The following is a 24,419-nucleotide window of genomic DNA, read 5'->3' as shown; positions in this document are numbered from 1 at the left end:
CTTTGAAGCCCCGATCGACCGCTCTGAGCGTGAGTTCGCGGACCTTGTTTCAGTATCTTTCCCATGCACATTGCAAGGATGTACCTGTCTTCATGACTCAGTCAGATGGCTGAATTAAAGACTGATTTCTAGCACAATTCGCGCCCTTCTCTCCATCGAGAGTATGGTGCCCCAACTGTAAGCAGTCTTTTTCATTTTTTCATTGACGATTGTATGTAGTCACCTATAAAACATCTTTCGATCCCCGTGTTTTACATTTTTGGAGGCTTTCAATGCGTCATCGCACACTCTACGTGTCTGTGCTCGGATTGCTCCTGGCAGCATGCCCGCTCTTTGGCCAGGAGTTCACCGGCCATGTCACTGACCCCAGTAATGCAGTTGTGTCAAAAGCTACGATCATCGTCCACAATCAGCTCACGAATACGGACGTGACCACCGTAACCACCAGCAGCGGCGACTATACGGTGCCGTATCTCAAACCTGGCCTCTACACGGTTAGCGCGCAGGCTGGTGGCTTTCAGAAGCAGAACAAGACCGACATCAAGCTCGAAGTCGGCAAGACGGCCACGATCAACTTCACGCTGAAGGTCGGCTCGGTGGGCGAGACGGTTACGGTGACCTCCGATGCGCTGCTCGACGTGGGCAAGGCCGATGTGGGCGAGGTGGTGGAAAATACCCGCGTCACCGAGTTGCCGCTCAACGGCCGCGATCCCAGCACACTGGCCCAGCTAAGCGCCGGCGTGGCATGGTATGGCGGCAAGCAGTGGACCCGTCCCTTCGATCAGACGGAAGGCGCTCTGGCCATCAATGGCGGCGGCGAGGGCAACACGGTGCTGATGCTCGATGGCGTCTCCAACGAGTCGCCGCAGGGCAACGCACAGGTGGCCTACATTCCTCCCGTCGACGCGGTGCAGGAGTTCAAGATCATCACCAACCCGTATGACGCGCAGTTCGGTCGTGGCCAGGGAGGCGTCATCGACATGACCCTCAAGTCGGGCACCAACGCACTGCATGGCGATGTCTACGAGTTCGCCCGCCGGACCTGGATGGACTCCAACACCTGGGTCAACAACAATACCTTGCGCAACGGTGTTCCCATTCCCCGGGCCCAGCACAGGCAAGATCAGTATGGTTTTGAACTCGACGGCCCTGTCGTCGTTCCCAAGCTCTTCAATGGCCGCGATCGCGCCTTCTTCGTGCTGCAGTTTGAGAACTGGAACGAGCGCGAACCGAACACCGTAACTACCTCTGTGCCCATGGCCGGCTGGATCAACGGCGACTTCAGCAACGCCACCTACTGGGACGGGCAGAAGCAGCAGCCGCTGATCATCTACGATCCGCAGACCGTCGTCTTCGACTCCAACCCAAACAGCCCCACCTACCAAAAGTACGTGCGCCAGCCGTTCCCGAACAACAAGATTCCGGCCAGCCGCATCAGTCAGGTGGCGAAGAATATCCTCTCGTATTACCCGGCGCCGAACGTTGCGCCGCGCCCTGGTCAGAACCCCACCAACGGCAACTACGTAGTCCCCGAGCCGATCGACACGATCTATCGCAACGCGCTCGCCAAAGTGGACTACAACCTGACCTCCCACGACCGCTTCTCGCTGCGCTTCGGATACTGGGAGCGGCGCGGTGCGTGGAATCAAAATGGCCTGTCGGGCCCGGTGGCTAGGGCGTGGCCCAACGGATCGCGCAACTCCACCTTTGCCACAGAGGAGGTGCACACCTTTACGCCCAATCTGGTGCTGGATTTCAAGGCGGTGGTGACCACCTTTATCCAGATCAACCTGGGTGGAGCGCAGGGCTTTGATCAGACCTCGCTGGGATTGCCGTCGAGCCTGGTCTCTCAGTACAGCGGCTTCAACAACTACTTCCCTAGCTTGGACATCGACAGCTTCGCCAGCATGGGGAACCAGGGGGGCAACATCAGCCCGGCCTACGCGCTGGCCATGAATCCGACCCTCACCTGGATCAAAGGCCGGCACAGCATCCACGGCGGCGTAGATCTGCGCTTCCTGCAGCAGATCAATAAGCAGGTCGGCGGCGGCGCCTACTTCCACACCGGCGCCGGCTGGACGCAGCATTTCTACAACTACGGCGGTGCGCAAACGGAGCAGTCCGGCAACTCGATCGCTTCGTTCCTGCTGGGCACGCCGGACAATGGCAACGTGAGCATCGGCTCCCCGGTCTACTGGTCGCAGCACTACTTTGCACCGTTCATACAGGACGACTGGAAGTTGACCAACAGGCTGACGCTGAACCTGGGCGTGCGCTACGACCTGAACGGTACACAGTCGGAGCGCAACAACCGCGGCAACTATGCCTTTGACACTACCTCGGTCAATCCGGTCAATGCGCAGGTCAATCAAGGCCTGATGCCGGCGGGGACACAGCTTCTGGGCGGCATGACCTTCCTCGGTGTCAACGGCGCTCCGCGCACGTTCATTCCGATGATCAAGTCCAATGTGCAGCCGCGCATCGGCTTTGCCTATGCGCTCAACGAGAAGACGGTCATCCGTGGTGGTTACGGCATGATGTTCCGCAACCCGGTCCCGGGCGACAACAACCTCGGCTTCTCCGCCAACACGCAGTTCGTCAATAGCTTTGACGGCGGCATCCACCAGAGCGGAAACACCCTCGACAATCCGTTCCCGACCGGTATCATCCAACCGACCGGCTCGAAGCTGGGGCTGAAGACGGGTCTGGGCCAGGGTCTGTGGTTCATCAACCCGAACTACAAGACGCCGCGGTACGAGAACTACTCGCTGGGCGTGGAGCGTCAGTTCCTCAAGCACGACGTGATCAACGTGACGTACTCGGGAAGCCGCAGCACCCGCCAGGACAGCGCCGACAACATCAACCACGTCAGCATCGCAGCGATGGAGAAGTGCGCCCCGACGCTGGGCGGAGATCCGAGCTCGGCGGCCTGCGGCAGGCAGTCGGCCAACCCGTTCTTTGACGTACCGGACTTCCAGGGCAGCTCCGACTACAGCTCGACGACCCTCCCGGCCAGCCGCTTCAGCCGTGCCTTTCCGGAATTCAGCGACATTACCGAGTACCAATTGAACGAAGGCCGTTCGTGGTACAACTCGCTGCAGGTGACGGCCACGCACAAGATGGGCCAGGACCTGACGCTGCACGGCACCTGGACGTACTCGAAGAACATGACCTCGGGCGGCTTTGTGGACGGAAACTACCGCATTCTGTCGCGCACGATCGATGGGAGTGACGTTCCGCACCGCATCACCCTCTCGGGTGTCTACATGCTGCCGGTGGGCCGCAATCGCCGCTTCCTGGGCACCAGCAACCGACTTGTGGATGCGGTGATCGGCGGCTGGGAGTTGGCCTCGCTCTACATCTTTGAGACCGGTCGCCCGTGGAGCCTGAACGGCAACGGCCTGAACTACATGCACAACGCCAGTGTTCCGCATCGTCCGGATCCGTCCATTCCCGGCTCGATCCGCGGTGCTGCGCCGTGCGCGGCAGGCTGGACTCAGAAAGGGCTATACAACTGGCAGATCACGCCGTACCCGGTGGCTGCTGCGAACTGCAAGACCAGCGCAGGCGTCATCGATTACGACTTCATCTCGCAGGCTCCGTATGCTCCAAACCAGAACATCGTCTACTCGGGCATTCGCATCCCCAACTTCCACCAGATCGATGCCAACCTGTCGAAGAACTTCCATCCCACGGAGCGGTTCACCGTTCAGTTGCGGCTGGAGGCCTTCAACGTGGCCAATCATCCGGTCTTCCAGCAGGACTATGACAGAAACCCGTCGGACCCGCAGTTTGGAGCCATTCTGAAGCAGTGGGGCCAAACGAATGTGCCGCGTCAGGGACAGATCGCCGTCAAGGTGCTGTGGTAATTCCCGCGCGCGTGCCTAAGGGGCACGCGCGCACCAACCCATTTGGAGGCTTTATGCATCGTTCTGGCAAGAAACTAGGCTGGATCTCGTTCGTTGGTTTGCAACTGCTGTCTGTAGCGCTGCTGATCCAGTTGGCCGGCTGCAGCAAAAACACCGCCGGCACCGTATCCGGACCTCTGGCCGTCAACTCTGTCACTCCGACCCTCGTGCCTGCAACCGGTGGACAGGTGAGCTTCGGCGGCAACAACTTTACCCCCGACGCAGTGGTGACGATCGGTGGCAAGTCGGCAACGGTTTTCTACGGTGGCCCGACCCTGCTGACGGCCAACGCCCCGGCCAACAACACCCCCGGCGCCGTGGACGTGGTGGTCAGCAGTCCCTCGACGGGCACGGTGACGCTGGCCAAGGCGCTGACCTACCAGCCCGCGCCGCAGACCCCCACCGTCTCCAATGCGCCCATCTGCACAGGCTCGGTCTGCACCTACGAGGCCGAGAACCCGCAGAGCACGCTGATCGGCGGCGCCCAGGTCGATTCTTGCTCTGGCTGCTCGGGCGGTCTCAAGGTGGGCTGGCTGGGCGGATCCGGCTTTGTGACCATCAACGATATCTCCGCGCCTGCCACCGGCACCTACACGTTGAACGTCTACGGTGTCGATGGCGATGGCATCGGCTCGAACGGTCGTAACTTTACCGTCTCCGTCAACGGCGGATCGACGCAGACGATCAATATCAACGGTCCCAGCTGGGGTGCCACCTCGCCCGTCAGCACCATGCAGGTAAAGCTCAACCAGGGCAGCAACAACTCGATTCAGTTCGGCAACGCCGGCAACTACGCGCCCGATCTGGACTACATCGTCATCAGCCCGAACACGAAGGTGGCCGCGGCGCCCTGCACCAGCGCCACCTGCGTCTACAACGCGGACGACCCGAACAACACCATCGTCTCCAATGCGCAGGTCGTCGGCTGCTCCAACTGCAAGACCGGCTACAAGGTCGGCGGCTTCGATACGGGGAACGGCTCTGTGACCTTCAACAACGTCTATGCTGCGAGCAGCGGAACGTACAACCTGACGATCTATGGCGTCGATGGCGACAGCCCGGGCTACCGCACTGTGAGCGTTTCCGTCAATGGATCCTCAACTCCGCAGTCGGCTAATATCAGCGGCAACGACTGGAACGCCGACGCGCCTCCGGTCACCACCCAGGTACAGCTCACGCAAGGCAACAATACGCTGAAGTTTTATACCTTGCCGAGCAACTACAGTCCGCAGCTGGACTATATCGTGGTGAGTCCGCAGGCGCAGTGGACGCCGATTGGCAGCGGTCCGGTGCAGATCAACTACGATCTGAACACGGGTCTGGCCTCGTTCGCTTACAACGGCGCGACCATCATCTCCAACTTCTACAGTCAGGTGATGCTGGGCGGAACCCCCGTGCAGAGCACCTCGGGCAGCTACACCCGCAAGGTGACCGCTGGTTCCAACGGTGAAACCGACGTTACGCTGACGGCCACCGACGGCACGCCGACGATGGTGCAGCGCTTCATCATCGTCGACAACAACTACTTGCTGATGCAGGTCGAACTGGTGGGCGCGACCGGCGCGACCCTGAGCAGCAACTCGATGGCGCCGATCGTCACCACGATGCCCGGGTCGATCAAGCTGCCCAATACCCCTTCGGACCCGCGCTTCCTGGAGGTGCCGTTCGATAACGACAGCTTCAGGACCTACAACGACTACGGCTCGTACAATGGTCTGTACAACACCCCCAGCTATGAGGTGGCCGTCTTCCATGACGGCGGCAGCCGCAACGGCCTGGTGCTCGGATCGGTGACCCATGACACCTGGAAGACCGGTATCATCGCCAACGCCGCCTGGGGCACCTTCGGGCTCGATACGATCAGTGTGGTGGGAGGCTTCACCGCTCCCGAGGACCAGGTGCCGCACGGCTCCGTCAGCGGCAGCACCATCGCTTCGCCGACGGTGATGGTGGGCTTCTACAGCGACTGGCGCAACGGCTTGGAAGCATATGCCAACGCCAACGCGAAGGTCGCCCCCATGTTGACCTGGATCAATCCCGCGCCGATGGGCTGGAGCAGCTGGGGCAAGGTGCAGTCGAGCATCGTGGTTGGCACCGCGCTTCAGGACGCGAGCTACTTCCACACGCAACTGCCCAACTTCAACAACCAGGGTGTTAGCACCATGAACCTCGATGCCAACACCGGCTGGAGCGACACGCAGTCCCAGCAGTTCATCACGACGGCGCACAGCCAGGGCCAGAAGGTCAGCACCTACTGGACGCCGTGGGTATACTGGGGCGGCGACCTGACCCAGTTGGTCGAGGGCTCCAACTATACCTACGGAGACATCGTGATGCGTGACACGTACGGTAACCCGCTGCGGACGATCGACGGCGCCTATCCCATCGATCCGACGCATCCGGGTGCGCGTCAGCGCATCGACTTCTACTACCTGCGCTTCAGCACCAATGGCTTTGACTCCGTCAAGTTCGACTTCATGAGTCACGGCATCGTCGAAGGCGGTTCCAACAACGGAGTACACTACGATCCCACCGTGCAGACCGGGGTCCAGGCCTACAACCAGGGAATGGCCTATCTGGCCAAGAAGTTTGGCGCGACGATGTACATGGATGAATCGATCTCGCCGATCTTCCCCTACCAGTACGCCCACGCCCGTCGCGTCTCCTGCGACACGTTCGGAGGCATCGGCAGCCCCACCGACCCCAACAAGAGTCAGGGCACAACCGCCAACGAGATGAACTCGGCCAGCTACGGCTGGTGGCTCGCGGGTCGGCTGTACAACTTCAATGACCCCGACCAGATCGTTATGGAGGGCTTCACCAGCAACGAAAACAAGAGCCGTGTCACCTCTGCAGCGATCCAGGGCTACATGATCGATGGCGACGACCTCACCGATTCGGTCGCTCCGGCGCTGGCACAGAAGTGGCTGACCAATAGCAGCATCAATGGTCTGGCCGCGCTCAAGCTGAACTTCCGTCCGGTGGACGGCAGCACAGCTCAGAATCCCACATCGGTGCTGGTGGCGCAGTCGGGCAACACCTACTACCTGGCGGTGTTCAACTACGACAGCAACAATCCGATGGTGCAGAGCATCGATCTGGGCCACGCGGGGTTGAGCAGTTCAACCAACTACACCGTCACAGACCTGTGGACCGGCACTACGTCGCAAGCTACCGGCAGTCTGGCCGTCAACCTGAACGCTGCCGAGAGCACCATCTACAAACTGCAGTAACTCAACCTGCGGGCACAGCAATCTGCTGTGCCCGCGACATGTCATGTCCTTTACGGACTTCACCACCTTCCGCGAGGAGCGCCTGCAGTTCCGCGCGGATGCTTTCAACCTTTTGAACCATCCCACGTTGGGCAATCCTTCCAATAATGGCATCGGTCCACAAGGTGGTCAGATCACCAGTGAGTAGTTCTTCCAGAACAACACCCCGGTCGCCGCTTCTTCCAACTCGTACTCAGCGGAGGCATGATTCTTGATAGCAGTCGGGTGGCCGACGATCCTGAAAGCCAGGTGCTTGCCACGGCCGTCTATGACAATCGCAATCTCTTTGCGGTAGCTTCGGAAAGCAAAGTCTTCCGGCCTATAGAAGGAGACACTGGAAACAAGGCTGCGGCGGTCTTCGCTTGGCCTTCCCCAAACGGCACCTATATCGCAGTCTTCAACTACGAAGACAAGAAGTCACAGACCATTCACGTTCCACTGGATCGCCTAGGCCCAGCGCTGTCGGCAGCCCATACCGTATCCGTAAAGGATGTCGCTTCCGGGATGCTCGCACCAGCACACGGCGAGATCACAATCCAGCTGCAACCTGCCGAGTCGAAACTGATCGAGGTACATCAGGTCGACTAACCCAGAGTCACTTCTTCAGTTCTGTACGAATCGTTTCGGCGGCCTGATCGCCCATGATCGCCGCCCCTGCAGGACCGAAGTGAACGGTGTCTTCATAGAGGTCCTGGTGCTTCATCATCAACGCGTGCTGGTCGTCTATAGGAATGTGGGCGCCCTGCACTATCGCCAGCGAGATCGTGTTGCGCGCATCCACACGCGCGTTCGTAGCTCCGTTGAAAGCATGATCTTGAACTGGGGTGATGGTTGCCCACACCAATGCCCCGTTTTTTCCGGTAAGCCGGCGAACGCTATGCAGCAGGGCGGGGAACGCAGCCTTGTATTGCGTCTCCGCGTAGTTCCATCCGTGCATGCCGTTGTTGAAATGCACCACCCGAAAGGAGACATGTTCCATCACCGCAAACCCTTCGATCTGCTTCGGCAGCCTGGGATCACCAACAGAAGTAGACGTCGCATACAGGTAAACATTCGCAATCCCGTCAAGGTCCTTCGTTACCTCGGGAAAGTAGTTCCGTGAGATCGAGTCTCCCAGCAGCAGCACATTGGGCAGGTTTGCATTCGGATGCGGTGGCCGTACCTCCCACGTCCACTCAATCTCTTCAGGAATGGATACCGGCTTTTGGGCTCGCAAAGGTACAACTACTGATATGCAAAGAATCAAAGAGAGGCCGAAGATGGTGCGTCGTGCGGCTTTGAACGAATAATCCGGGCTCATCCGTTGGTGAAAAGATAAATTCATATGTGATTATTCTAGTCCTTTATTCAGTCTTTTCTCGGATAAAGGTGCAGGCCCATCCTCGCGGCTTCGAAACTATCATCTTGCCAACGCAAGTGTGGGCAGCCCCCACAAAGGGGAACTGCCCGCAGCTGCGTCCGCCCGTTTTGCTAGTTGTGAGTCAACGTAAACAGCGTCGCCTGAAAATCGCCCCGCAGCTCCAGATCCACACCGGCGTGCATCCAGTAAGCGCCACTCGCCGTCTGCGGAGTCTCCGCTGCCAGCTTGCCCGCGAGAACCCTCACACTGTACGAGGCATTCTCGTCCAGCCCGCGCGGGAAGATTCGCGGAAACGGATACAGCTCCGTGCTCGAATGCAGAAAAGCGAATGTAACCGCCTGCTTTCCATCGCGCGAGACGGACTCGGTCACCGACTGCTGGCTCCCTCCATCCGGGGCAACCAGCCGATACAGCGCACCCCGCTGAATCGTCTCGCGAATCGTCTTGTACTCCGCAATCATCTCCTTGGCTTTCTCAAAATCGTCCGGCCCCCACTTGTTCAGGTTCGCTCCGATTCCCAGCGATCCCTGCATGGCAGAAAGAAAGCGATACTCCAGTGAGAGGTTTCGCTGGTTCACCCAGGTTGGCGAGTCCGTTACCCAGGCCATCATCACTCCCGGGCTGTATGCATACGTAAAGCCGTTCTGGATCCGCAGCCGGTCAAATGCGTCCGTATTGTCTGAAGGCCACACCTCGTCTACGTACTGCATCACGCCAAGATCCACGCGGCTACCGCCTCCGGAGCAAGATTCGATTTCCACTGCCGGATGCTTCTGCCTTAACTCGGCAAGAATGCCGTAGAAGTTGCGTGTGAAATCCACATACACATTCTTTTCGGCATCCGGAGCCATGGCAGGCCAGCCCGGTTCGGACCAGTTGCGGTTGTAGTCCCACTTCAGGAACGCAATGTCATTCTCCGTCAAGAGCTTATCCAAAAACCCAAACACATACGCGCGAACATCAGGCCTCGCCAGGTTTAGCACCAATTGATTGCGCCCCTCGGTTTGCGGCCGCCCAGGAAAATTTAGCACCCAATCCGGATGCTTGCGATATAGGTCGCTATCCGGATTCACCATCTCTGGTTCTACCCACAATCCAAACTCCATATGCAACGAATGCACCTTGTCGATCAGCGATTTCAAACCATGCGGAAACTTCTCCGGGTTGACATACCAGTCGCCTAGCCCCGCGTGATCGTTCTTCCGCTGTCCAAACCAGCCGTCGTCCATGACGAACCGTTCCACCCCGATGCTTGCCGCCTTCTCCGCCAATTTCGTCTGCCCGGCCTCGTCCACGTTGAACTCGGTCGCCTCCCACGAGTTATAAAGAACCGGTCGAAGCTTTGGCGCTGGATGGTTGGGCAACACCGAGTCCACCTCAAAACGGTGCATCAGCCGTGAAGCCTCCCCAATCCCATGACTTGAATAGCCACCGTAAAAGGCGGGCGTCTGATACCGCTCCCCCTGTTTCAGCAGATACCCGAAGTCGAAGGCATTCGGCCCGCCCGTAACCCGTACCTGCTGCAGTTGGTCCTGCTCCACGGCAATCTGCCACGACCCACTCCAGCCCAGCGCGCCGAACCACACGCTGCCCTCGTCCTGGTCCGAACGCCCACTCTGATCGATCGCAAACCAGGGATTGTTCTGCGCCCCCGTCGTACCTCGCCGACTCTCCAAAATGGTTTTGCCTGGCTGGACAGGCTGCTCTTTCACGTTCCACTCCCCAGCCCAGCGTCCGGTCAGGTAGCGCAGCCGGTAGTCCGTTCCGCGGGGAAGGTTCCACGTGCCCGCCGCGACCTGCTCGATAGTGAACGGAGCTGCTGTGCGATTCTCGATCGTCGCCGAACGCCGCAGAATACCCGTCTCTGCGTCCACTTCATACGAAAGCGTGACGTACACTTCGCGCGAGATATCCTTCATCACAATCGCGAGACTTCTATAGCTGATCGTGTGTGAGACATACTTCAGCGCAAGATCGCGATTGCCATCTGGAAACGTGATCTTCAGGTCCGGTTCTACGTACAGACCACCGCCCCACCCGACGTACTCCTGCGGCGTCACCGTGATGGGAAGATCGAACGAGGACGGGCTCGGCAGGTTGCGTGCCGCCGCAAAGTGGTCCCCTGGGCTTAGCCGCTTACCCCAGTACAGCGTCTGCACTTGGCCATTTTCGTTCACGCCGAGCACATACGTAATATCCGCAGCATCGATGCGAAATACTTTCGTCCCAGCATCGAAGCGGATCGCTGGCGGAGTAGACTGCGCTTCAGCACGGCTCAGTACAAGAGAGCCAAACAGGAGAGCGCATGCACAACAAAGACGGCACATTCTGCTAACCGACGAAAGGCTGTTGAATCGAAAACTACGCTGCTTCAAGAAAACTCCTTGGTGCGACCAGGTCAGTCTATTTCTTTTCCACTGCATGGAAGCTCTCTTCTCGCAATCGTGTTGTCTGCTTCGGCTGAAGATGGATCGTAATCACCCGGTCTCCAAGCCGCACCGGCGTACTGACGCCGCGCTTGCTCTTGATCAGCGCGGACTCCAGCCTGCCATCCCGCCACGCAATATCGACGACAAAACCACCGCGCGCACACAGACCCCGCACAGAACCTGTTCGCCATGCAGCCGGCAGCGCAGGCAGCAACTCAATCTCATCTGCCTGAGACTGCACCAGCATCTCGGCGATCCCGGCAGTTCCGGCGGTGTTCCCATCCAGCGCAAAGATGTTCGACTGTGCCCCTGCAATGCCGCCGCTTGAGTATGTCAGGAGATTATCGTCAGCAGCCTTCGCCACCAGCCCCGCCAGGGACACCAGCGCTTCGTTCCCCTTCAGAAGCCGCGCGTAGTACGCTACCAGATTTGCTCGTCCCCACTCGCTCTGCTCCCAGTGCGGCGCGTTTATGCGACGTTGGATCGTGATCTCTGCCGCGCGGGCGAGTTCCGGCGTGCGACGCGGCGAGATCTGGTTCTCGGGATACACGGAAACCAGATGCGACGTGTGCCGATGGTTCGGCACTGCATCCTCAAAATCCTCCAGCCACTCCTGCAACTGCCCATGTCGTCCCACCTGAAATGGTGGCAGCTTCGCACGTGCGCCCTCCAACTTCGTCCGAAACTCTTCGTCAGTGGACAGTGTCTTTGAGGCCTCAATACACATGCTGTACAGCGCATAAACGAAGACGCGGTCCACGGTGTTGCCCATGGACTCCGCAATGTGATGGCCCGAAGGAGCAATGAACCAGTTCTCCGGCGAGTCCGAAGGACCCGTCACCAGCCAGCCGTGTTTCGGCTCCGGCGTCATATAAGCAAGGAAAAACTCGGCCGCTTCTCGCAGCACCGGGTAAGCCTGGGTCCCAAGAAACTCCGTATCGCCCGTAAACGTGTAGTGGTCCCATATCTGTTGTGAAATCCAGATGCCCGCCGTGACGAAGATTCCCCAGCCGGGGCTCCCCGGAGCCGTAAACCCCCAGGGGTTCGTCACCGTATGCGCCACCCATCCTGGTGCGCCGTACATCTCCTTCGCGGTCGTGCGGCCCCCACTGCGCAGTCTTTCGATCAACCGGAACAGGGGCATCTGGCATTCGGAAAGATTGCTCACCTCGGCCGCCCAGTAGTTCTGCTGTGTATTGATGTCGAGATGAAAGTCATCTGTCCATCCCATGCTGCTCGCCAAGCCGTCATTCCAAATCCCTTGGAGCGCCAGGGGCAGCGGGGAATCGGCGCGCGAACCGGCAATCGTCAGGTAGCGGCCATACTGAAAGAACAAGGCCAGAAGCTCCGGATCCTCCGCGCCGTTGTTCATGGCTTTGCGGCGAACGTCAATAGGCTGTCGCCGTACTGCAGCCGGGGTTTCCCCAAGATCCAGAGACATGCGCCGATAAAGTGGCTGGTAGTCCGCAACGTGTCGCTCACGAAGCTCCGCATAACTCTTGTTGGCGGCTCGTTGAAGCATTTCCTTGCACGTGTCCCCGGGGTCCGCTCCCCCGTAGCTTGTGCCGATCGCCACCAACACAGTTACCACATCCGCGCCTCGCACCTCGATTGCCTGATCCGTAGCCGCTGTTGTTCCGCCTTCTGCAATTACCTTCGCCCGAATCTCAAATGCCACCCCATCATGCCCGCTGCTGTGCATCTTTTCGTAGCAGTCCCCCTGCTGGACCAGCGTATCGTTCCCGTTGGTCGAAACTGTGTTGGGCAGAACCCCCTTATCGAATTCCAGCCGGAATCCAAGAAGTTTCGGCTGGGTGCAGGCTAACCGAACCACCAGCAGCCCATCAGCATGGGTCGCGAAAAACTCGCGCGTAAACGTGGCATCCTCACTCCGATAGCTCACGTGCGCCGTAGCGTCCCCAAGATTGAGAGAGCGCCGGTATGCCATAGCTGTGTCACTTCCTGAAAAGTGTAGAAGTAAATCGGATAACGGAAGGTTGGTCCCGAAGTTCTTCGCATGACCAGGCAGGTATTTCGCGCATAGCGCCTGCGCCTCGTCGTAATTGCCGTTGAAGAAGAGCTCCCGGATCTCAGACAGATGCGACAGGGCATCGGGATTGACCTCTCCTGTGGCTGGCGCTCCGGACCAAGCCGTACTCTCCGAAAGCGCAATGCGTTCGGTCGCGTTGCCGCCGAAGACCATGCCCCCCAGCCGCCCATTGCCAACAGGCAACGCCTCCAGCCATCGCTCCGCAGGACGAACATACCAAAGCTCCTCTGCTGCAGCGGGCGTTTGCGCCGTCAATGGCAAGGTCAGGTAGGGAAGCGCCGCCAGCGCCACACTGCCCTGTAAGAAGTCACGTCGGGTCGTCAGCATCAACTTTTCCTTTCAGCCGACTCGTCTTGGAGTCGACGGCCTCGAAGCTATCGCTTCGAAATAACAAAGTTAATAGTGAATATACATTTTTACTAATGCAAACACCTGCGGGGCCTAGCCATTGTCCAAGCTGCTGTGGTGCAGCGCGCAAATCAGTCGAAGTTGAAGCGGTAGAGAATCGCAATGGTAAGACAGTCAGTCGATGAACTTTCCGGTGCCTCCCGCATTTGGCCGCCCATCCCGACAGACCGACACCAAGCACCATGACAAGGCAGCCAGACAGGAGCAGCAGCCTGTTCCTTGCTCATGAGCGCAGCTTCGTGCCGCGCGAAGAAGGGAAATCAGCATTCCAAACACCGTGCCCAACCCCACTACCAGGGTGAAGCCAAGCGCCGTGCCAAGACGAACGACCGCAAGACCGAACAGGACCTGGGCAACGCCCCAGCCCATCCCAAGAAGGAAAGTCCGCAGCATGTCTCCTCCCGCTCAAAGTCAAATGCAGTGGGGGTCGCCGCGCCTGAGAAGCCGGGATGGACAGGCGACTTGTACACTATTTCCGAGGATGGCCACTTCATCGGCCACCTGGATTCATCGTTCCACGCAGCTTCGAAGAGTTCTTTGAGAGGCATCCCCGGTACGTCCGTGGCCGTGTCCGTCTTTGCCGTCCCAACGGTACCGATTCGGAGCGTGAGGAGACCACGAGAGCAGCTGCTCATATTCCTGATGAGCTTGCCCGATAGGTCCAAGTTCCGCGTCCTGGGCTACAACGGCTTCCCCGAGGGGTGCAAGGACCGCATTCAGACCTTCAATCCGGACCTTGCCTATGGCGCTTCAGAGCCTCGCTTCTTCAATTACATCAAAATAATCCTGACGAACCGCCTTATCTCGCTGTGGCAGAAGGCCGCGTCGAACCCCGTTCGCGGGTCCAACACGTGCAGCTTCTATTCACCGGAGCCGGATGGAACGCTGCTCGACGAGGATTACATCTATGCGCTCGCCAGCGAACGCGGGGCCTTCGGGATGAGCTATGACCAAGCTATTCAGAACGGCATCCTCGTGGATGAGTTCCTCAGATTCGTCAAAATTCACAACCCCGAGCTACTTGAGGTCATCAGGGCCATCCAGACTACCGACACTTACGGCGAGGCGCAGCATGCCGTCGGCTTAACGGAGAGGCTCTTTATCCGGGCGCGGAGCCGTCTGGTGGTCCTTTACTCCTGTTTCGATAAGGGTACGGATCCTCCGCGCCAGCGCAGGGTATACCGTTCCCGAACACCGCGAACAAAAGGGTAAGTCATTTCTTGGAAATACCCTCAATTTCAAACGCCACCATCCGCATCAATTCTGTTTTCAGTCATTTAGGGATTAGTTCTCTCGCCGACGTCACACGGCTTGATGGAAACTTCAGTCTTATGGGTAAAAACCCGGCGGAACTTCAGACTTATGGGGACGTTTGCTTCAGCGTTATGGGGACACGTGTCCGGTAAGTTATTGAAGAACCAAGGGGGCAACTTCAGGCTTATGGGTCAACCCACACCCTTACTAGGCAGTGAAGATGCCGCAATTCGGAGTCATAATTTTGCTACGGATTGCGGCGCCTTCATCTGAACCTAACTCCCTACCCTACCCCTCTCCCAAATCCGCTGGACAAAATCTCGAACACCAGCGAGTTCCGCGGATTCAGCAACGTTATATTTTTCCAAGACATTTTGGACCCACGAGGGACCATGGCCTCCCTCAGATTTACAGAATCCCTCCGCCTCTCCCACTGGAACGATCCATAACCCCACCGAATTACACATATTGCGCAATTCTTGATAGTGTTTGGTCGCGTCTCCCTGTGCTATCGCGGTCTCTCCAGCCGACTTGACCACAGACCACGGCGACGATTTCCCTAAGATGCCAAAAATTTCCTCACGAAGCTTTGTAGAAAATGCTCCTGCCTCCTGAGGCGTCCTCAGTATTTCTTGGATTCGTTTTGTCACTTCCTTTGCATCTAACCAAGTGACGGCTGTTTCAATAGACGCCTTTACGGCTTTCGCATGCGGCTCAATCAAATTCCAATCGCCTCCCAAGCTGGCGACCAATCGCTTAAGAACTGTTAGGTCATTCAAGACATCAATATCCGCGATGACGTCAACGGTGACGTCCAGTGCACGAAGCGTCTCAGCGAGCATGGCCAGACGATGCTTTCCGTTCGCTTGGACGAATAGCACGTCGGGGCTTTCAACTCCATGCACCGAAGGGATATCAAGGATAGTGCTGTAGAGCATGCAATCAGAGTCCGATTCACAAATGATTACTCTCTTATGAAACACTCCAGACAATACAGATGAAAACCTCATGATTGAATCAGTACTAATTCTCTTAACGAGCCCTTTGTCGAGTTCCCTAACCAAGTTCACGCCGCGATCGCGCTGAAGGCGAATTATTCGTAGATTTGCGGGCGCTGCATTAAGCAAACCCTGCAACACATCGGGGCTGTGTGTGGCAATAAATAGCTGGCGATTCGCGGGCCGTTCCTTTGCGAGCAATTCGCCTAATAGACGGGCTTGTGGAGGATGAAGAAAGGCTTCCGGCTCATCGAGTAGGACGAGCGATGTCATCGTCGGCGCAAGCGTGCGCAAGATTACGGTTGTGAAGCTGCGCATTCCGTCTCCCTGTGTATCCAAGGGAGTATTCTGCTCATGCAGTCGTTCGAGATACCTGGGGGATAGTCGATCCTCGCCGGGCTGAAACGACGGTTTCTGACCGATGAGGAGCGGAATGTGGGCCCCGCCCATGCGAAAAACTAGCAATTCCCGTCCAAAGGCATTTTGAAAATGGTTGCTGAGCTTTTCCTCTAGGCACTCATCAAGATATAGGAGGTGTATAGGGTGATTCGGTGGTTGATTTAGAAACGATTGCGACGGAGCGAGATTTCCATCACTAATGCGCGTCTCTGTCCTGATAAGATGGCAAAAAAAGCGACCTAACGTACTCAAGTTTCCTTGCCACATCTGTAGCAAGTGCGCCTCAAACACAGCGCTCCCGAGCCAATGAAATTGACGATGTGGCGCACTGCCAGTTACTTTGCAATTTGCTTCCAAAAACTTCTCTACGTCGGCTAATGTACCAGCGCGTCGCAGTGTGGCGGACTTAATAACTATCTTTGGGATATTGCTCGACCCTCCGTTGATGACAAGATCATCAAGATCTCGTAACGCGGCGCTCTTCCCGGCATTGTTGGGACCCACAAACACGACGATGTCATTAGGTAGAAGCTCAATACTTGTTCCATCTGAAAACTCAATGGTCTCAAAGGTGACGGACGGGGGACATTCCACCGCTTCTGCAGGGATAGTTTGTAGTGGCATCAAAAATAGATAAGCACATCAACAAAGAAAAAGCACTCCCTGAATTAGGGCCGAGTTGGCTGGGTGGCCCACATCTAGACCCACCACAATCGGGTGCCCCATCCTCCGCGCAGCGCCTAAGGTGGGCCATTCGAGCAAAGCTCGAACCGAGCGGGTGGCCCATACATTGAGCCAATCATGTGGGTGCCCCATTCATGCGGTCTCATCGCATGAGTGGGATCATTCGAGCGAAGCTCGAACCTCCGCGCTCGGGAACATACATCCTACGATTGGTGTCCAAGGAAGATATGGAGGATCTGTCATATGGGCATGACATCAGGTGGTAGCAAAGAACTACGGGCCGACATCAACGTTACTCCTCTCATCGATGTTCTCCTTGTGCTGCTGATCATCTTCATGGTCATAACGCCACTCGCTGTTCACGGCCTCGACACTCTCATACCGCAGCCTCCCAAATCCCCTGACCATCCCGCTCAGCCACAGGCAATTGTGGTTCAGGTCCTCGGCGACAGAGACCACGGTGTAACGTACAAGATCAATGAGACCTCGTTGAACAAACTCGATATCGCGCCGAAGCTGTCCGAATTCTTTGCAACTCGAACCGACAAGGTGATGTTTATCAAAGGTGACCCCGATCTGGACTTCTCTCTGGTGGCCGACATCGTCGATTACGGACATCAGGCTGGTGTAGACAACATCGGGATCATCACTCCACGAGCGATCGGTCTCCAACAGACCAGGTAGAGAATCGAAGCTGCATCGGAGTCAAAGCCAAGAACGGACTCCATAAGAACCCCGCCGGACCCTTTTTCCACAGCCTCACCCTTGACGCGGCTGCTAACCTTAAATCAGGGAGAAATCCCGAAGCCCGGCGAAAGCCGGGCTTCTGACGTCTATGGAGAATGGCATCAAACGTGCGCTAGGAAGTCCAGGATTAAGTCCCATGTTATGAATATTTTGCACGAAATCAGGGGGGAGGGGTACCGTCATGACGAAGCATCAGCCTTTTGCCATCAGCCAGCCACCGATCCACCGTCCTGCTGAAGAAAGCCAGGTCATGCAGCCCCACATACGTCTCACGCAGCACGCCCTAGCGATCCACCAGATACGTCACCGGCAGTATGAGCCGTTAATGGACCGGCCCTACTTCACCTTCACCGGGAGTGTTTTTTTCGAGTAGAAATGACAAGCAGAACATCAGCAGGCACATCACGGTAAACAGCCAGTAGACATCCACATAGGAGAGAGCCTGAGCCTGAGCCCCCAACATGACATACATTCTGCCGAGCGCCTGCTCATGGGCCAAATGCATGTTTAAGCCCGCATGTGTCAGCCGGTTAGCCAGCCCTGCAACCGCGGCATCGAAACGGCCCGACCTGGTGTGCTCGGCCAGAACGGATTGATGATATTGACTTCTGCGTGTAATCAACGTCGTGACAGCTGAAGTTCCAACGCTCATCCCTATGTTGCGCGTGAAATTCATGAGGCCAGCGGCGGCATTGGTTTTTTCCTTCGAAATGCCGACATACCCACTCGCCGTGATCGGTACCATCAGGAATCCAACGGGCAGGTACTGCACGATGCGCAGCCATGAAGCCGCTCGAAAGCTTATCAACGTGTCTATTTGCTTGCAGGAAATAAACATGCCGAGAGCCATGGTGATCCACCCGAAGGCTATCAGGTGTCGCGACTGGAATCGCGACGTAAGCCGGCCAACCAGTGGTATGAGAAGCAAGAGGAGAACGGCTGAGCCCGATAAGACCAATCCGGCTATTTCCGCTGTGTAACCCATTAATGTCTGCAGGAACAGAGGAATGAGCACGGTACCACCCAAGAGCGCAACGCCGAGCGCGAAGAACATCAAATTGCAGCTCGCAAAATTGAATATCTTGAACAACTGAACATCTACGAGTGGCTCCTTGTGAAACCATTCCCAGGCCACCAACGAGACTAGACTTACAGCGGCAATGACGATCAGTGTTGTGATAAAGCGAGAGCCGAACCAGTCATCTTCCTGCCCTTTGTCGAGGGTGATTTGCAGTGCGCTTACACCGAGGACGAGCAGAGTAAAGCCAATATAGTCGAACCTTGCGATGCTTGTTTTCAGGCGGGACAGATAGGGAGGATCTTCGAGTAGCTGATACACCAGCAGGGTCGCCAGAATGCCCACTGGAACATTGATGTAGAAGATCCAGCGCCAGGAATAGTTGTCAGTAATCCACCCACCCAGCGTGGGGCCAATGGCGGGCGCGCAGACCATAGTGATTCCATATAGCGCAAAGGCCATTCCACGCTTTTCTGGGGGAAATGTATCGGTGAGAATGGCCTGCACCATGGGCTGCAATCCACCCCCAAAGGTGCCTTGCATTACCCGGAACAGAAGCAGCAGTCCGAGGCTTGGCGCGATGCCGCATAAGAAGGAACTCAGAGTGAAGAACACAATGCATGTCATGAAGAAGCGCTTGCGCCCCAGCCAGCCAACAAGGAAACCGCTCATTGGAAGCACAATGGCATTCGCAACGAGATAAGTGGTGAGCACCCAGGTGCTCTCGTCATTGCTCGCACCCAGGTTGCCTGCGATGTACGGGAGCGCCACATTTGCAATGCTGGTATCGAGCACTTCCATGAAGGCAGCCAGCGAAACCACCACTCCAATGGTCCACGGGTTGACCTTCGGCTTCCATACAGCCTGTTCAGCGCTCAGCGCGACTGCAGTGCTCATCGGACCCTCACATCAGGCTCTACGGACAAACCTGGCTTCAACAGTCCTTCCGCATTGAAATCCTGCGTTTGAGAGCGGTCGAAATCGATTCGCACTGGCTCCCGCTGCACAACTTTCACGTAATTTCCAGTCGCGTTTTCAGGTGGAAGCAGGCTGAAGACGGAACCTGTGCCGCCGCCAAGGTTAGTTATGTGCCCCTTCCAAGCGCGGCCGTACGCGTCGACATGCACCTCAGCGGCTTGGCCTGGTCTCATGTGTTTGAGTTGTGTTTCTTTAAAGTTGGCCGTTACCCAGATGTCGTCCAGAGGCACAACCTCGAGAAGTTCCTGTCCAATGCTCACGTTCTGGCCAACTTCGACCCTCTTCTTGCCAACGATCCCGGTGACGGGAGACCGAATGATCGTGTAGCTAAGGTTGAGCCGCGCTTGCGCCAACTGCGCCCTGCTCTGCAGAACCTGGGCATCAGCAGCTTTCGCTCTGGCATTGGTCAGCGAAACCTGCTGCGGGGCAGTTTGCGCGTTTCGTAAGTCCGCCTTGGCTTGCAGCAGCTTTGCGTGCGCCTGATCGAGCGCCTGCTCCGCCGAGGCGACCACAGCTTCCCCTGACTTCACCATGGCCCGATTTGCCTGCGCGGCGGCTACCGCGGCGTCATATTGTTGGCGCGAAATGTCTTCCTTTTGGACCAGTTGTTCGTAACGAGCCAGATCGGAGTCTGTCTTGGCGGCGTTGGCCCTTGCCTGCAATAGCGACGCCTGATCAGCTTCCAGGTTATGTTCGGCTGCGGCCACTCCGGCCTGGGCGTTCGTGACAGCCGCCTGTGCCGAATCGAGGCTGCTGTAAGCGCTAGCGGAAGCGATGGGGATGTTGTAGTGCGAGCTTGCAGAAGTGGCTTCGGCATTGGCCAGATTCGCGGTAATCTGGTCCGTTGCGACCTGGTAATCCCGGGAATCGATTACTACCAGTACATCTCCGGCATGGACAATCTGACCCTCGATGAAGTTCACCTTCTCCACCTGCCCGGTAATCCGAGCACTCAGTGGCATAATGTGCCCGTCCACCTGTGCGTCGTCCGTATCCTCGTACTGGAACGCGTTCCAGACGAAATACGCGCCCACGACAGCGATCACCGCAGCGATCGAAATCAAGAGCATCCTTTTGCGGCGAGCCGCCGAAGCGTTACCCGTCGCTTTAGCCTCACCGGCATTTGATTGTGAACTGTTCGGCTTACGGCCCATAACAGTGGGCGGTTGATCACGAACGTGCAGTGTTTCGTCACTATCTTTGTCATGCAAGTTGTTCGACATTACTTTGCTCCCAGATACTGGCTGTAATTCGTACGTGCTACGCCGAGTGCGCGAGCTAACGAGAGCTTGGCGAGATTGTGGTTATACAAGCTGGTTATGTATTGGTCATTGGCGCTGGCGAGGGCCTGCTCGGCTTGCACTACTTCGACGCTGTCGGTCACGCCCGAACTGTAGCGGTCTTTCGACCGGTCCAGGCTCTCATTTGCGAGTTCAATGTTCTGCTTCGCGACTGCAACCTGCTCTTTCGCTGCGTTGAGATTGAGAAACGCGGTTCGTACGTCGTAATCAATCTGGCCGCGGAGGTTTTCCGCTTCCGCTTTGCGCTGCTTTAGTTCCGCTTCCGCTTGAGTGATGTCACCTTTGATCCGACCGCCGGTGAAGATCGGCATTCTGACTCCCGCCTCAAAGCTGAACACTCCATGGGAGTGGCCGAATGTCGCGCCCGTATCGCCATAATCACCATTCACCGTTGCCACGGGATAACGTTCACCTTTGGCGGCTGAAAGCGAATAGGAGGCAGATTTCTCAGAATCGAGGGCCGCACGGAAGTCGCTGCGCGACCGATATGCCAGGCTAAAGGCGTCATCGAGGGTCGGCGGATTGATATCGGAATATGGAATCTGTTCGGCCAGTTCGAATTGTTGGCCGAGCGGAAGTCCAATGGCCCGCGCAAGATTTAACTTCGCAATTGCGAAGTTATTGCGCGCAATGCTCAGGTTGTACTCCTCCGTGTGCAACTGAACCGCGGTGTTTGTGACGTCGATCCGCGGAGCCGTGCCAGCCTGGAACTCGTCTTCCGCCTGATCGTAAAGAGCTTTCGCATTTTGTACCTGGGCCTCCTGCGCCTGAATCCGTGAGTTGGCCTCGATAATTTGCAGATAGCCGTTTCCGACGGCTAGTGTGACCGCGTCCAAGATGTCCTGATAGCTGAGTTGGGCGGCTTGCTCCGCGGTGCGAGCAGCACGCAGGTGTTGAATTGATTCGAGGCTGAAGAGTTGGCTCAGCGTCGCATCGACGCTGCTGTAGCTGAAAGGACCAATAACTTTTGGGATGTGTGTGACATTCTGAAAGCCAAAGGTTGAGATACTTCTTTGTTCGACGTGCTCTGAGAGGCCCGCGCTGACCTGCGGCAGCAGGGCGCTCAATGCGAGCAGCCGCTGACCGCGGGCTATGCGTGCATTTTCTCCGCACTCAATTGTCCCCAGGTTGTACCGCAGAGCCTGGGCGATCGCATCGCGTAGAGTTAATTGCAGGACTTCATTCGTTGCCGGTCCACTCGGAACACTTCCAGTGACTCCCTGGGAACTGACAGCCTGGGCCACTGTTCGGATAGCGCAGGATAAGGTCAGTGCTAAAACCACCAGGACAAGGAGGAATCTCGGCGGCCCCGCATTACGCTTTCTCATTGAAGCTCCTATTTCCCTTGACAGGGCCTTCGCTCACTACCCCCTCGAGGCGTTTCTCCAACTCCTCAGGGAAGAGAACTTCCGACAGAAAGTCGTTGGTATCTGGCAAACGCCCGAGCAGAAGCCGCAGTTGTTCAACCAGCGCAGCAAATAATGGTTCCGAAGCGCGGCAAATCAGCACCTCTGTCAAAAGCGTGAGCGTGACTCCGTAAGCAGCAGCATGATCCTCCTCAACGAGCCCTTGTGCATGAGCGGCCGCGACACATCTATCCAGGTCCGTTTGCATGGTTATTTCAAAAGCAAACTGCTCAAAGTGCGAGGCGGCCTGGGCGTCGTGTGACATTGGTTCAATGTGGATTCGATAGCGGTGTGTCGTCATTTTTTGCTTTTTGGGTGGTACGGTACGATACCGTACCATAACAATGATGATTATTGTGATGCGGAAAACGGGTTGGGGATTCACTGATTCGGGATTTGCGGATAACTTTTCGCCGACCGAAGTCTTTTATCGACGCATAGCCGACCTGTACGACTCCATGACTCTGCGGAGTTTCCGCCGTCCACGGATAATGCGAGACTTAGCCGCGGCCACGGATATCCCCAGCACATCTGCAGTCTCATGCAAGGACAGTTCACCTTGGTAATACGCATGCGAAGACGCTGCGGTAATCTGCTCGCTGGTGCTGGACTGCACGTCGCAGAAGCAGGACCTCCTCGTGCTTCATACAGGCTTGTTCTGGATCAGGCGAAGGGTCTGACAGATCTCGCCAGCCGGTAGCTTTTGTATTTCCAACTTCCAACTCTGCCAGCCGGATTGGTTGACGCTTTCGTCTACGGAGTAGCATTAATGCCTGGTTAATTCCGATCTGCGTAATCCATGTTGAAAACCTGCTCGCCCCACGGAACGTCTCGAAATGCGTGTACGCACTAAGCAAGGTTTCCTGGAGCACATCGTCCGCGTCCTCCTGATTTTGCACGATGCTGAAGATTTTCCGCCTTACGTAAGGCCCATTTCGGGTACAGAGTTCCGTGAACGCCTGCTGGTTACCGCCCCTGGCATCCAGGAGTAACTGACTGTCAATCTCATCTGCATGGTGGTCAACCATAACTCGCCTCTGTTCGATCTAGGTACTGTAACGTACCGTACCAAAGGATAGATGCCGTACAGGAGGTCTCAGATTCGGGAGTTCTTCTGGGGGAATCTTTCTCTCGGGAGGACAAATGATCTAATCTGGGTACGGTGCCGTACCCAGAGCTGGGGAATGCGAATAACTCATGTCGCAAAGGGAGTAAAATCATGGACTTGCAGGAAAACGGACACGAGCGCCGCCAGGCGCAACGGCGGGCTGAGATACTGGCCGCTGCCACCGCTCTGTTTTTTGAAAAGGGTTATGGCAGGACATCAATGGACGATGTCCTCAACGTCATTGGTGGGTCCAAAAGAACTCTTTACAAACATTTCAAGGGGAAAGAGGAGCTGTTCGCTGCAATCGTCAGCAACGTCTCGCGCCGGGTTTTGACCCGCCTTGAATGGAAGGAAACCGGAGACTTCAGAACGAACTTGCAAGCGATGGGTACACGCTTTCTGGAGGCTCTCTATATGCCTGAAACACTGGCCCTCTATCGAGCAATGGTCTCAGAAGCCGCTTTTTTCCCGGAACTCGCAAAAACCTTTTTCGAGAACGGGCCAATGACTGGGACCCGCAGCCTTGCTAAAATTTTTGAGGCGCAGAATCGTTTAGGCAAGATCGTCGTGCGGGAGCCGGATACCGCGGCCAGGCACTTCCTCGGAATGCTTCGGGCCGACAATCATTTGGCCGCGCTCTTGACTGGCAGAAAATTCTCGACCCGTCAGATACGCGAGATTGTCGAAAAGGCTGTAGACACCCTCATGGAGGGCGCCATAGAAAAAGTGGATCAGAAGAAAGTTTCGTTCGAGAGATGCCAGATCGATAGGCGACGATAGAGATACCGCAGTACTCAAACCTTCCAGCATTACACCGACACCAGGTTCTGGTTTGCCAGTCTTCAGATCGACCCACGCGTCGAAGGTGAACAGGAAGCTGCCCCTGTCAACGCGCGCCGCCTTGCTGACCTTTTGTCTGAGCTTCTCCAGCGTCAGCCTGCGCTGACAGGCAAAATGTTCGGTGCGCGTGAATGGGCATCCCGTCTCCAGAACGGTATCGAAGAGCATGACCATCACGAGAATGATCTTTTGGCTCCGAAGTACTTCAGCCGGCTTCTCATGACTTACGAGCAGAGGTTTAGGGCCTTGCTTGGCATGC

The 24,419-nt window shown here is 56.9% G+C and carries 17 protein-coding genes; 7 read left to right on the top strand and 10 right to left on the bottom strand.

What is annotated here, in order from left to right:
- Positions 1-272: 272 nt before the first annotated feature.
- From OHL16_RS12815 to OHL16_RS12800, 4 genes are read left to right on the top strand one after another with little or no spacing between them, the layout of a single operon-like run.
- A complete protein-coding gene (locus tag OHL16_RS12815) occupies positions 273-3,869 on the top strand; it encodes a TonB-dependent receptor domain-containing protein (protein ID WP_263367557.1) in 3,597 nt (1,198 codons plus the stop codon).
- A gap of 53 nt (positions 3,870-3,922) precedes the next feature.
- On the top strand, positions 3,923-7,141 hold the full coding sequence (locus tag OHL16_RS12810; protein WP_263367556.1) for a hypothetical protein: 3,219 nt from the start codon (positions 3,923-3,925) through the stop codon (positions 7,139-7,141).
- A 43-nt stretch (positions 7,142-7,184) separates the two neighbouring features.
- A complete protein-coding gene (locus tag OHL16_RS12805; RefSeq protein ID WP_263367555.1) occupies positions 7,185-7,328 on the top strand; it encodes a hypothetical protein in 144 nt (47 codons plus the stop codon).
- A gap of 56 nt (positions 7,329-7,384) precedes the next feature.
- Positions 7,385-7,768 carry a hypothetical protein gene (locus tag OHL16_RS12800; RefSeq protein WP_263367554.1) on the top strand — a complete coding sequence of 128 codons (384 nt, stop codon included), beginning with the start codon at positions 7,385-7,387 and terminating at the stop codon, positions 7,766-7,768.
- Positions 7,769-7,775: 7 nt separating this feature from the next.
- Here the strand turns inward: OHL16_RS12800 and OHL16_RS12795 are convergent, their stop codons facing one another.
- The 3 genes from OHL16_RS12795 to OHL16_RS12785 all read right to left on the bottom strand — a co-directional run bounded on the left by OHL16_RS12795 (position 7,776) and on the right by OHL16_RS12785 (position 13,346).
- Complete coding sequence (locus OHL16_RS12795) at positions 7,776-8,396, bottom strand: SGNH/GDSL hydrolase family protein (RefSeq protein WP_263367553.1); 621 nt, start codon at positions 8,394-8,396, stop codon at positions 7,776-7,778.
- A 254-nt stretch (positions 8,397-8,650) separates the two neighbouring features.
- Positions 8,651-10,867, bottom strand: coding sequence for an alpha-galactosidase (locus OHL16_RS12790; RefSeq protein WP_449506064.1), 2,217 nt, complete (start codon positions 10,865-10,867; stop codon positions 8,651-8,653).
- A gap of 76 nt (positions 10,868-10,943) precedes the next feature.
- Complete coding sequence (locus OHL16_RS12785; protein ID WP_263367551.1) at positions 10,944-13,346, bottom strand: glycoside hydrolase family 95 protein; 2,403 nt, start codon at positions 13,344-13,346, stop codon at positions 10,944-10,946.
- Positions 13,347-13,652: 306 nt separating this feature from the next.
- Here OHL16_RS12785 and OHL16_RS12780 point away from each other — a divergent pair, with 306 nt between their 5' ends.
- A complete protein-coding gene (locus tag OHL16_RS12780; protein WP_263367550.1) occupies positions 13,653-14,639 on the top strand; it encodes a hypothetical protein in 987 nt (328 codons plus the stop codon).
- Positions 14,640-14,956: 317 nt separating this feature from the next.
- On the opposite strand, the gene OHL16_RS12775 is transcribed toward OHL16_RS12780, so the two are convergent.
- Positions 14,957-16,702: an ATP-dependent nuclease gene (locus tag OHL16_RS12775; RefSeq protein ID WP_263367549.1), complete on the bottom strand. Its 1,746-nt coding sequence runs from the start codon at positions 16,700-16,702 to the stop codon at positions 14,957-14,959.
- 303 nt (positions 16,703-17,005) lie between these two features.
- On the opposite strand from OHL16_RS12775, the gene OHL16_RS12770 reads away from it, so the two are divergent.
- Positions 17,006-17,446, top strand: a complete 441-nt coding sequence (locus OHL16_RS12770) for an ExbD/TolR family protein (RefSeq protein WP_263367548.1) — start codon at positions 17,006-17,008, stop codon at positions 17,444-17,446.
- Positions 17,447-17,831: 385 nt separating this feature from the next.
- Here OHL16_RS12770 and OHL16_RS12765 read toward each other — a convergent pair whose 3' ends face one another.
- The 6 genes from OHL16_RS12765 to OHL16_RS20320 form a co-directional block, all read right to left on the bottom strand.
- Positions 17,832-19,424: a DHA2 family efflux MFS transporter permease subunit gene (locus OHL16_RS12765; protein WP_263367547.1), complete on the bottom strand. Its 1,593-nt coding sequence runs from the start codon at positions 19,422-19,424 to the stop codon at positions 17,832-17,834.
- Positions 19,421-20,728 (bottom strand): HlyD family secretion protein, encoded by a 1,308-nt coding sequence (locus OHL16_RS12760; RefSeq protein WP_263367546.1) that lies wholly within the window; start codon positions 20,726-20,728, stop codon positions 19,421-19,423. The genes OHL16_RS12765 and OHL16_RS12760 overlap by 4 nt, the downstream gene beginning before the upstream one ends.
- Positions 20,728-22,134, bottom strand: a complete 1,407-nt coding sequence (locus OHL16_RS12755) for a TolC family protein (RefSeq protein WP_263367545.1) — start codon at positions 22,132-22,134, stop codon at positions 20,728-20,730. The genes OHL16_RS12760 and OHL16_RS12755 overlap by 1 nt, the downstream gene beginning before the upstream one ends.
- Positions 22,121-22,513: a DUF3861 domain-containing protein gene (locus tag OHL16_RS12750; protein ID WP_263367544.1), complete on the bottom strand. Its 393-nt coding sequence runs from the start codon at positions 22,511-22,513 to the stop codon at positions 22,121-22,123. Before OHL16_RS12750 ends, OHL16_RS12755 begins: the two co-directional genes overlap by 14 nt.
- A gap of 126 nt (positions 22,514-22,639) precedes the next feature.
- Entirely contained in the window at positions 22,640-22,828 is a 189-nt protein-coding gene (locus OHL16_RS20325) for an RNA polymerase sigma factor (protein ID WP_396127197.1), read from the bottom strand.
- Positions 22,767-23,240: a sigma-70 family RNA polymerase sigma factor gene (locus OHL16_RS20320; protein ID WP_396127196.1), complete on the bottom strand. Its 474-nt coding sequence runs from the start codon at positions 23,238-23,240 to the stop codon at positions 22,767-22,769. The genes OHL16_RS20325 and OHL16_RS20320 overlap by 62 nt, the downstream gene beginning before the upstream one ends.
- Before the next feature lie 191 nt (positions 23,241-23,431).
- Here OHL16_RS20320 and OHL16_RS12745 point away from each other — a divergent pair, with 191 nt between their 5' ends.
- Entirely contained in the window at positions 23,432-24,100 is a 669-nt protein-coding gene (locus OHL16_RS12745) for a TetR/AcrR family transcriptional regulator (RefSeq protein ID WP_263367543.1), read from the top strand.
- The last annotated feature ends 319 nt before the right edge of the window (positions 24,101-24,419 follow it).

It is taken from the genome of Edaphobacter bradus (assembly GCF_025685645.1).
Classification (GTDB): Bacteria; Acidobacteriota; Terriglobia; order Terriglobales; family Acidobacteriaceae; genus Edaphobacter; species Edaphobacter bradus.
This window is presented reverse-complemented; position numbering and strand designations above follow the sequence as displayed.

What these genes read in the sequence shown, in the direction of transcription:
- OHL16_RS12815 (WP_263367557.1), top strand. Translation starts at nt 273, where the DNA reads ATGCGTCATCGCACACTCTACGTGTCTGTGCTCGGATTGCTCCTGGCA.
- OHL16_RS12810 (WP_263367556.1), top strand. Translation starts at nt 3,923, where the DNA reads ATGCATCGTTCTGGCAAGAAACTAGGCTGGATCTCGTTCGTTGGTTTG.
- OHL16_RS12805 (WP_263367555.1), top strand. Translation starts at nt 7,185, where the DNA reads ATGTCCTTTACGGACTTCACCACCTTCCGCGAGGAGCGCCTGCAGTTC.
- OHL16_RS12800 (WP_263367554.1), top strand. Translation starts at nt 7,385, where the DNA reads ATGATTCTTGATAGCAGTCGGGTGGCCGACGATCCTGAAAGCCAGGTG.
- OHL16_RS12790 (WP_449506064.1), bottom strand. Translation starts at nt 10,867, where the DNA reads ATGTGCCGTCTTTGTTGTGCATGCGCTCTCCTGTTTGGCTCTCTTGTA.
- OHL16_RS12785 (WP_263367551.1), bottom strand. Translation starts at nt 13,346, where the DNA reads ATGCTGACGACCCGACGTGACTTCTTACAGGGCAGTGTGGCGCTGGCG.
- OHL16_RS12780 (WP_263367550.1), top strand. Translation starts at nt 13,653, where the DNA reads ATGAGCGCAGCTTCGTGCCGCGCGAAGAAGGGAAATCAGCATTCCAAA.
- OHL16_RS12775 (WP_263367549.1), bottom strand. Translation starts at nt 16,702, where the DNA reads ATGCCACTACAAACTATCCCTGCAGAAGCGGTGGAATGTCCCCCGTCC.
- OHL16_RS12770 (WP_263367548.1), top strand. Translation starts at nt 17,006, where the DNA reads ATGGGCATGACATCAGGTGGTAGCAAAGAACTACGGGCCGACATCAAC.
- OHL16_RS12765 (WP_263367547.1), bottom strand. Translation starts at nt 19,424, where the DNA reads ATGAGCACTGCAGTCGCGCTGAGCGCTGAACAGGCTGTATGGAAGCCG.
- OHL16_RS12760 (WP_263367546.1), bottom strand. Translation starts at nt 20,728, where the DNA reads ATGTCGAACAACTTGCATGACAAAGATAGTGACGAAACACTGCACGTT.
- OHL16_RS12755 (WP_263367545.1), bottom strand. Translation starts at nt 22,134, where the DNA reads ATGAGAAAGCGTAATGCGGGGCCGCCGAGATTCCTCCTTGTCCTGGTG.
- OHL16_RS12750 (WP_263367544.1), bottom strand. Translation starts at nt 22,513, where the DNA reads ATGACGACACACCGCTATCGAATCCACATTGAACCAATGTCACACGAC.
- OHL16_RS20320 (WP_396127196.1), bottom strand. Translation starts at nt 23,240, where the DNA reads ATGGTTGACCACCATGCAGATGAGATTGACAGTCAGTTACTCCTGGAT.
- OHL16_RS12745 (WP_263367543.1), top strand. Translation starts at nt 23,432, where the DNA reads ATGGACTTGCAGGAAAACGGACACGAGCGCCGCCAGGCGCAACGGCGG.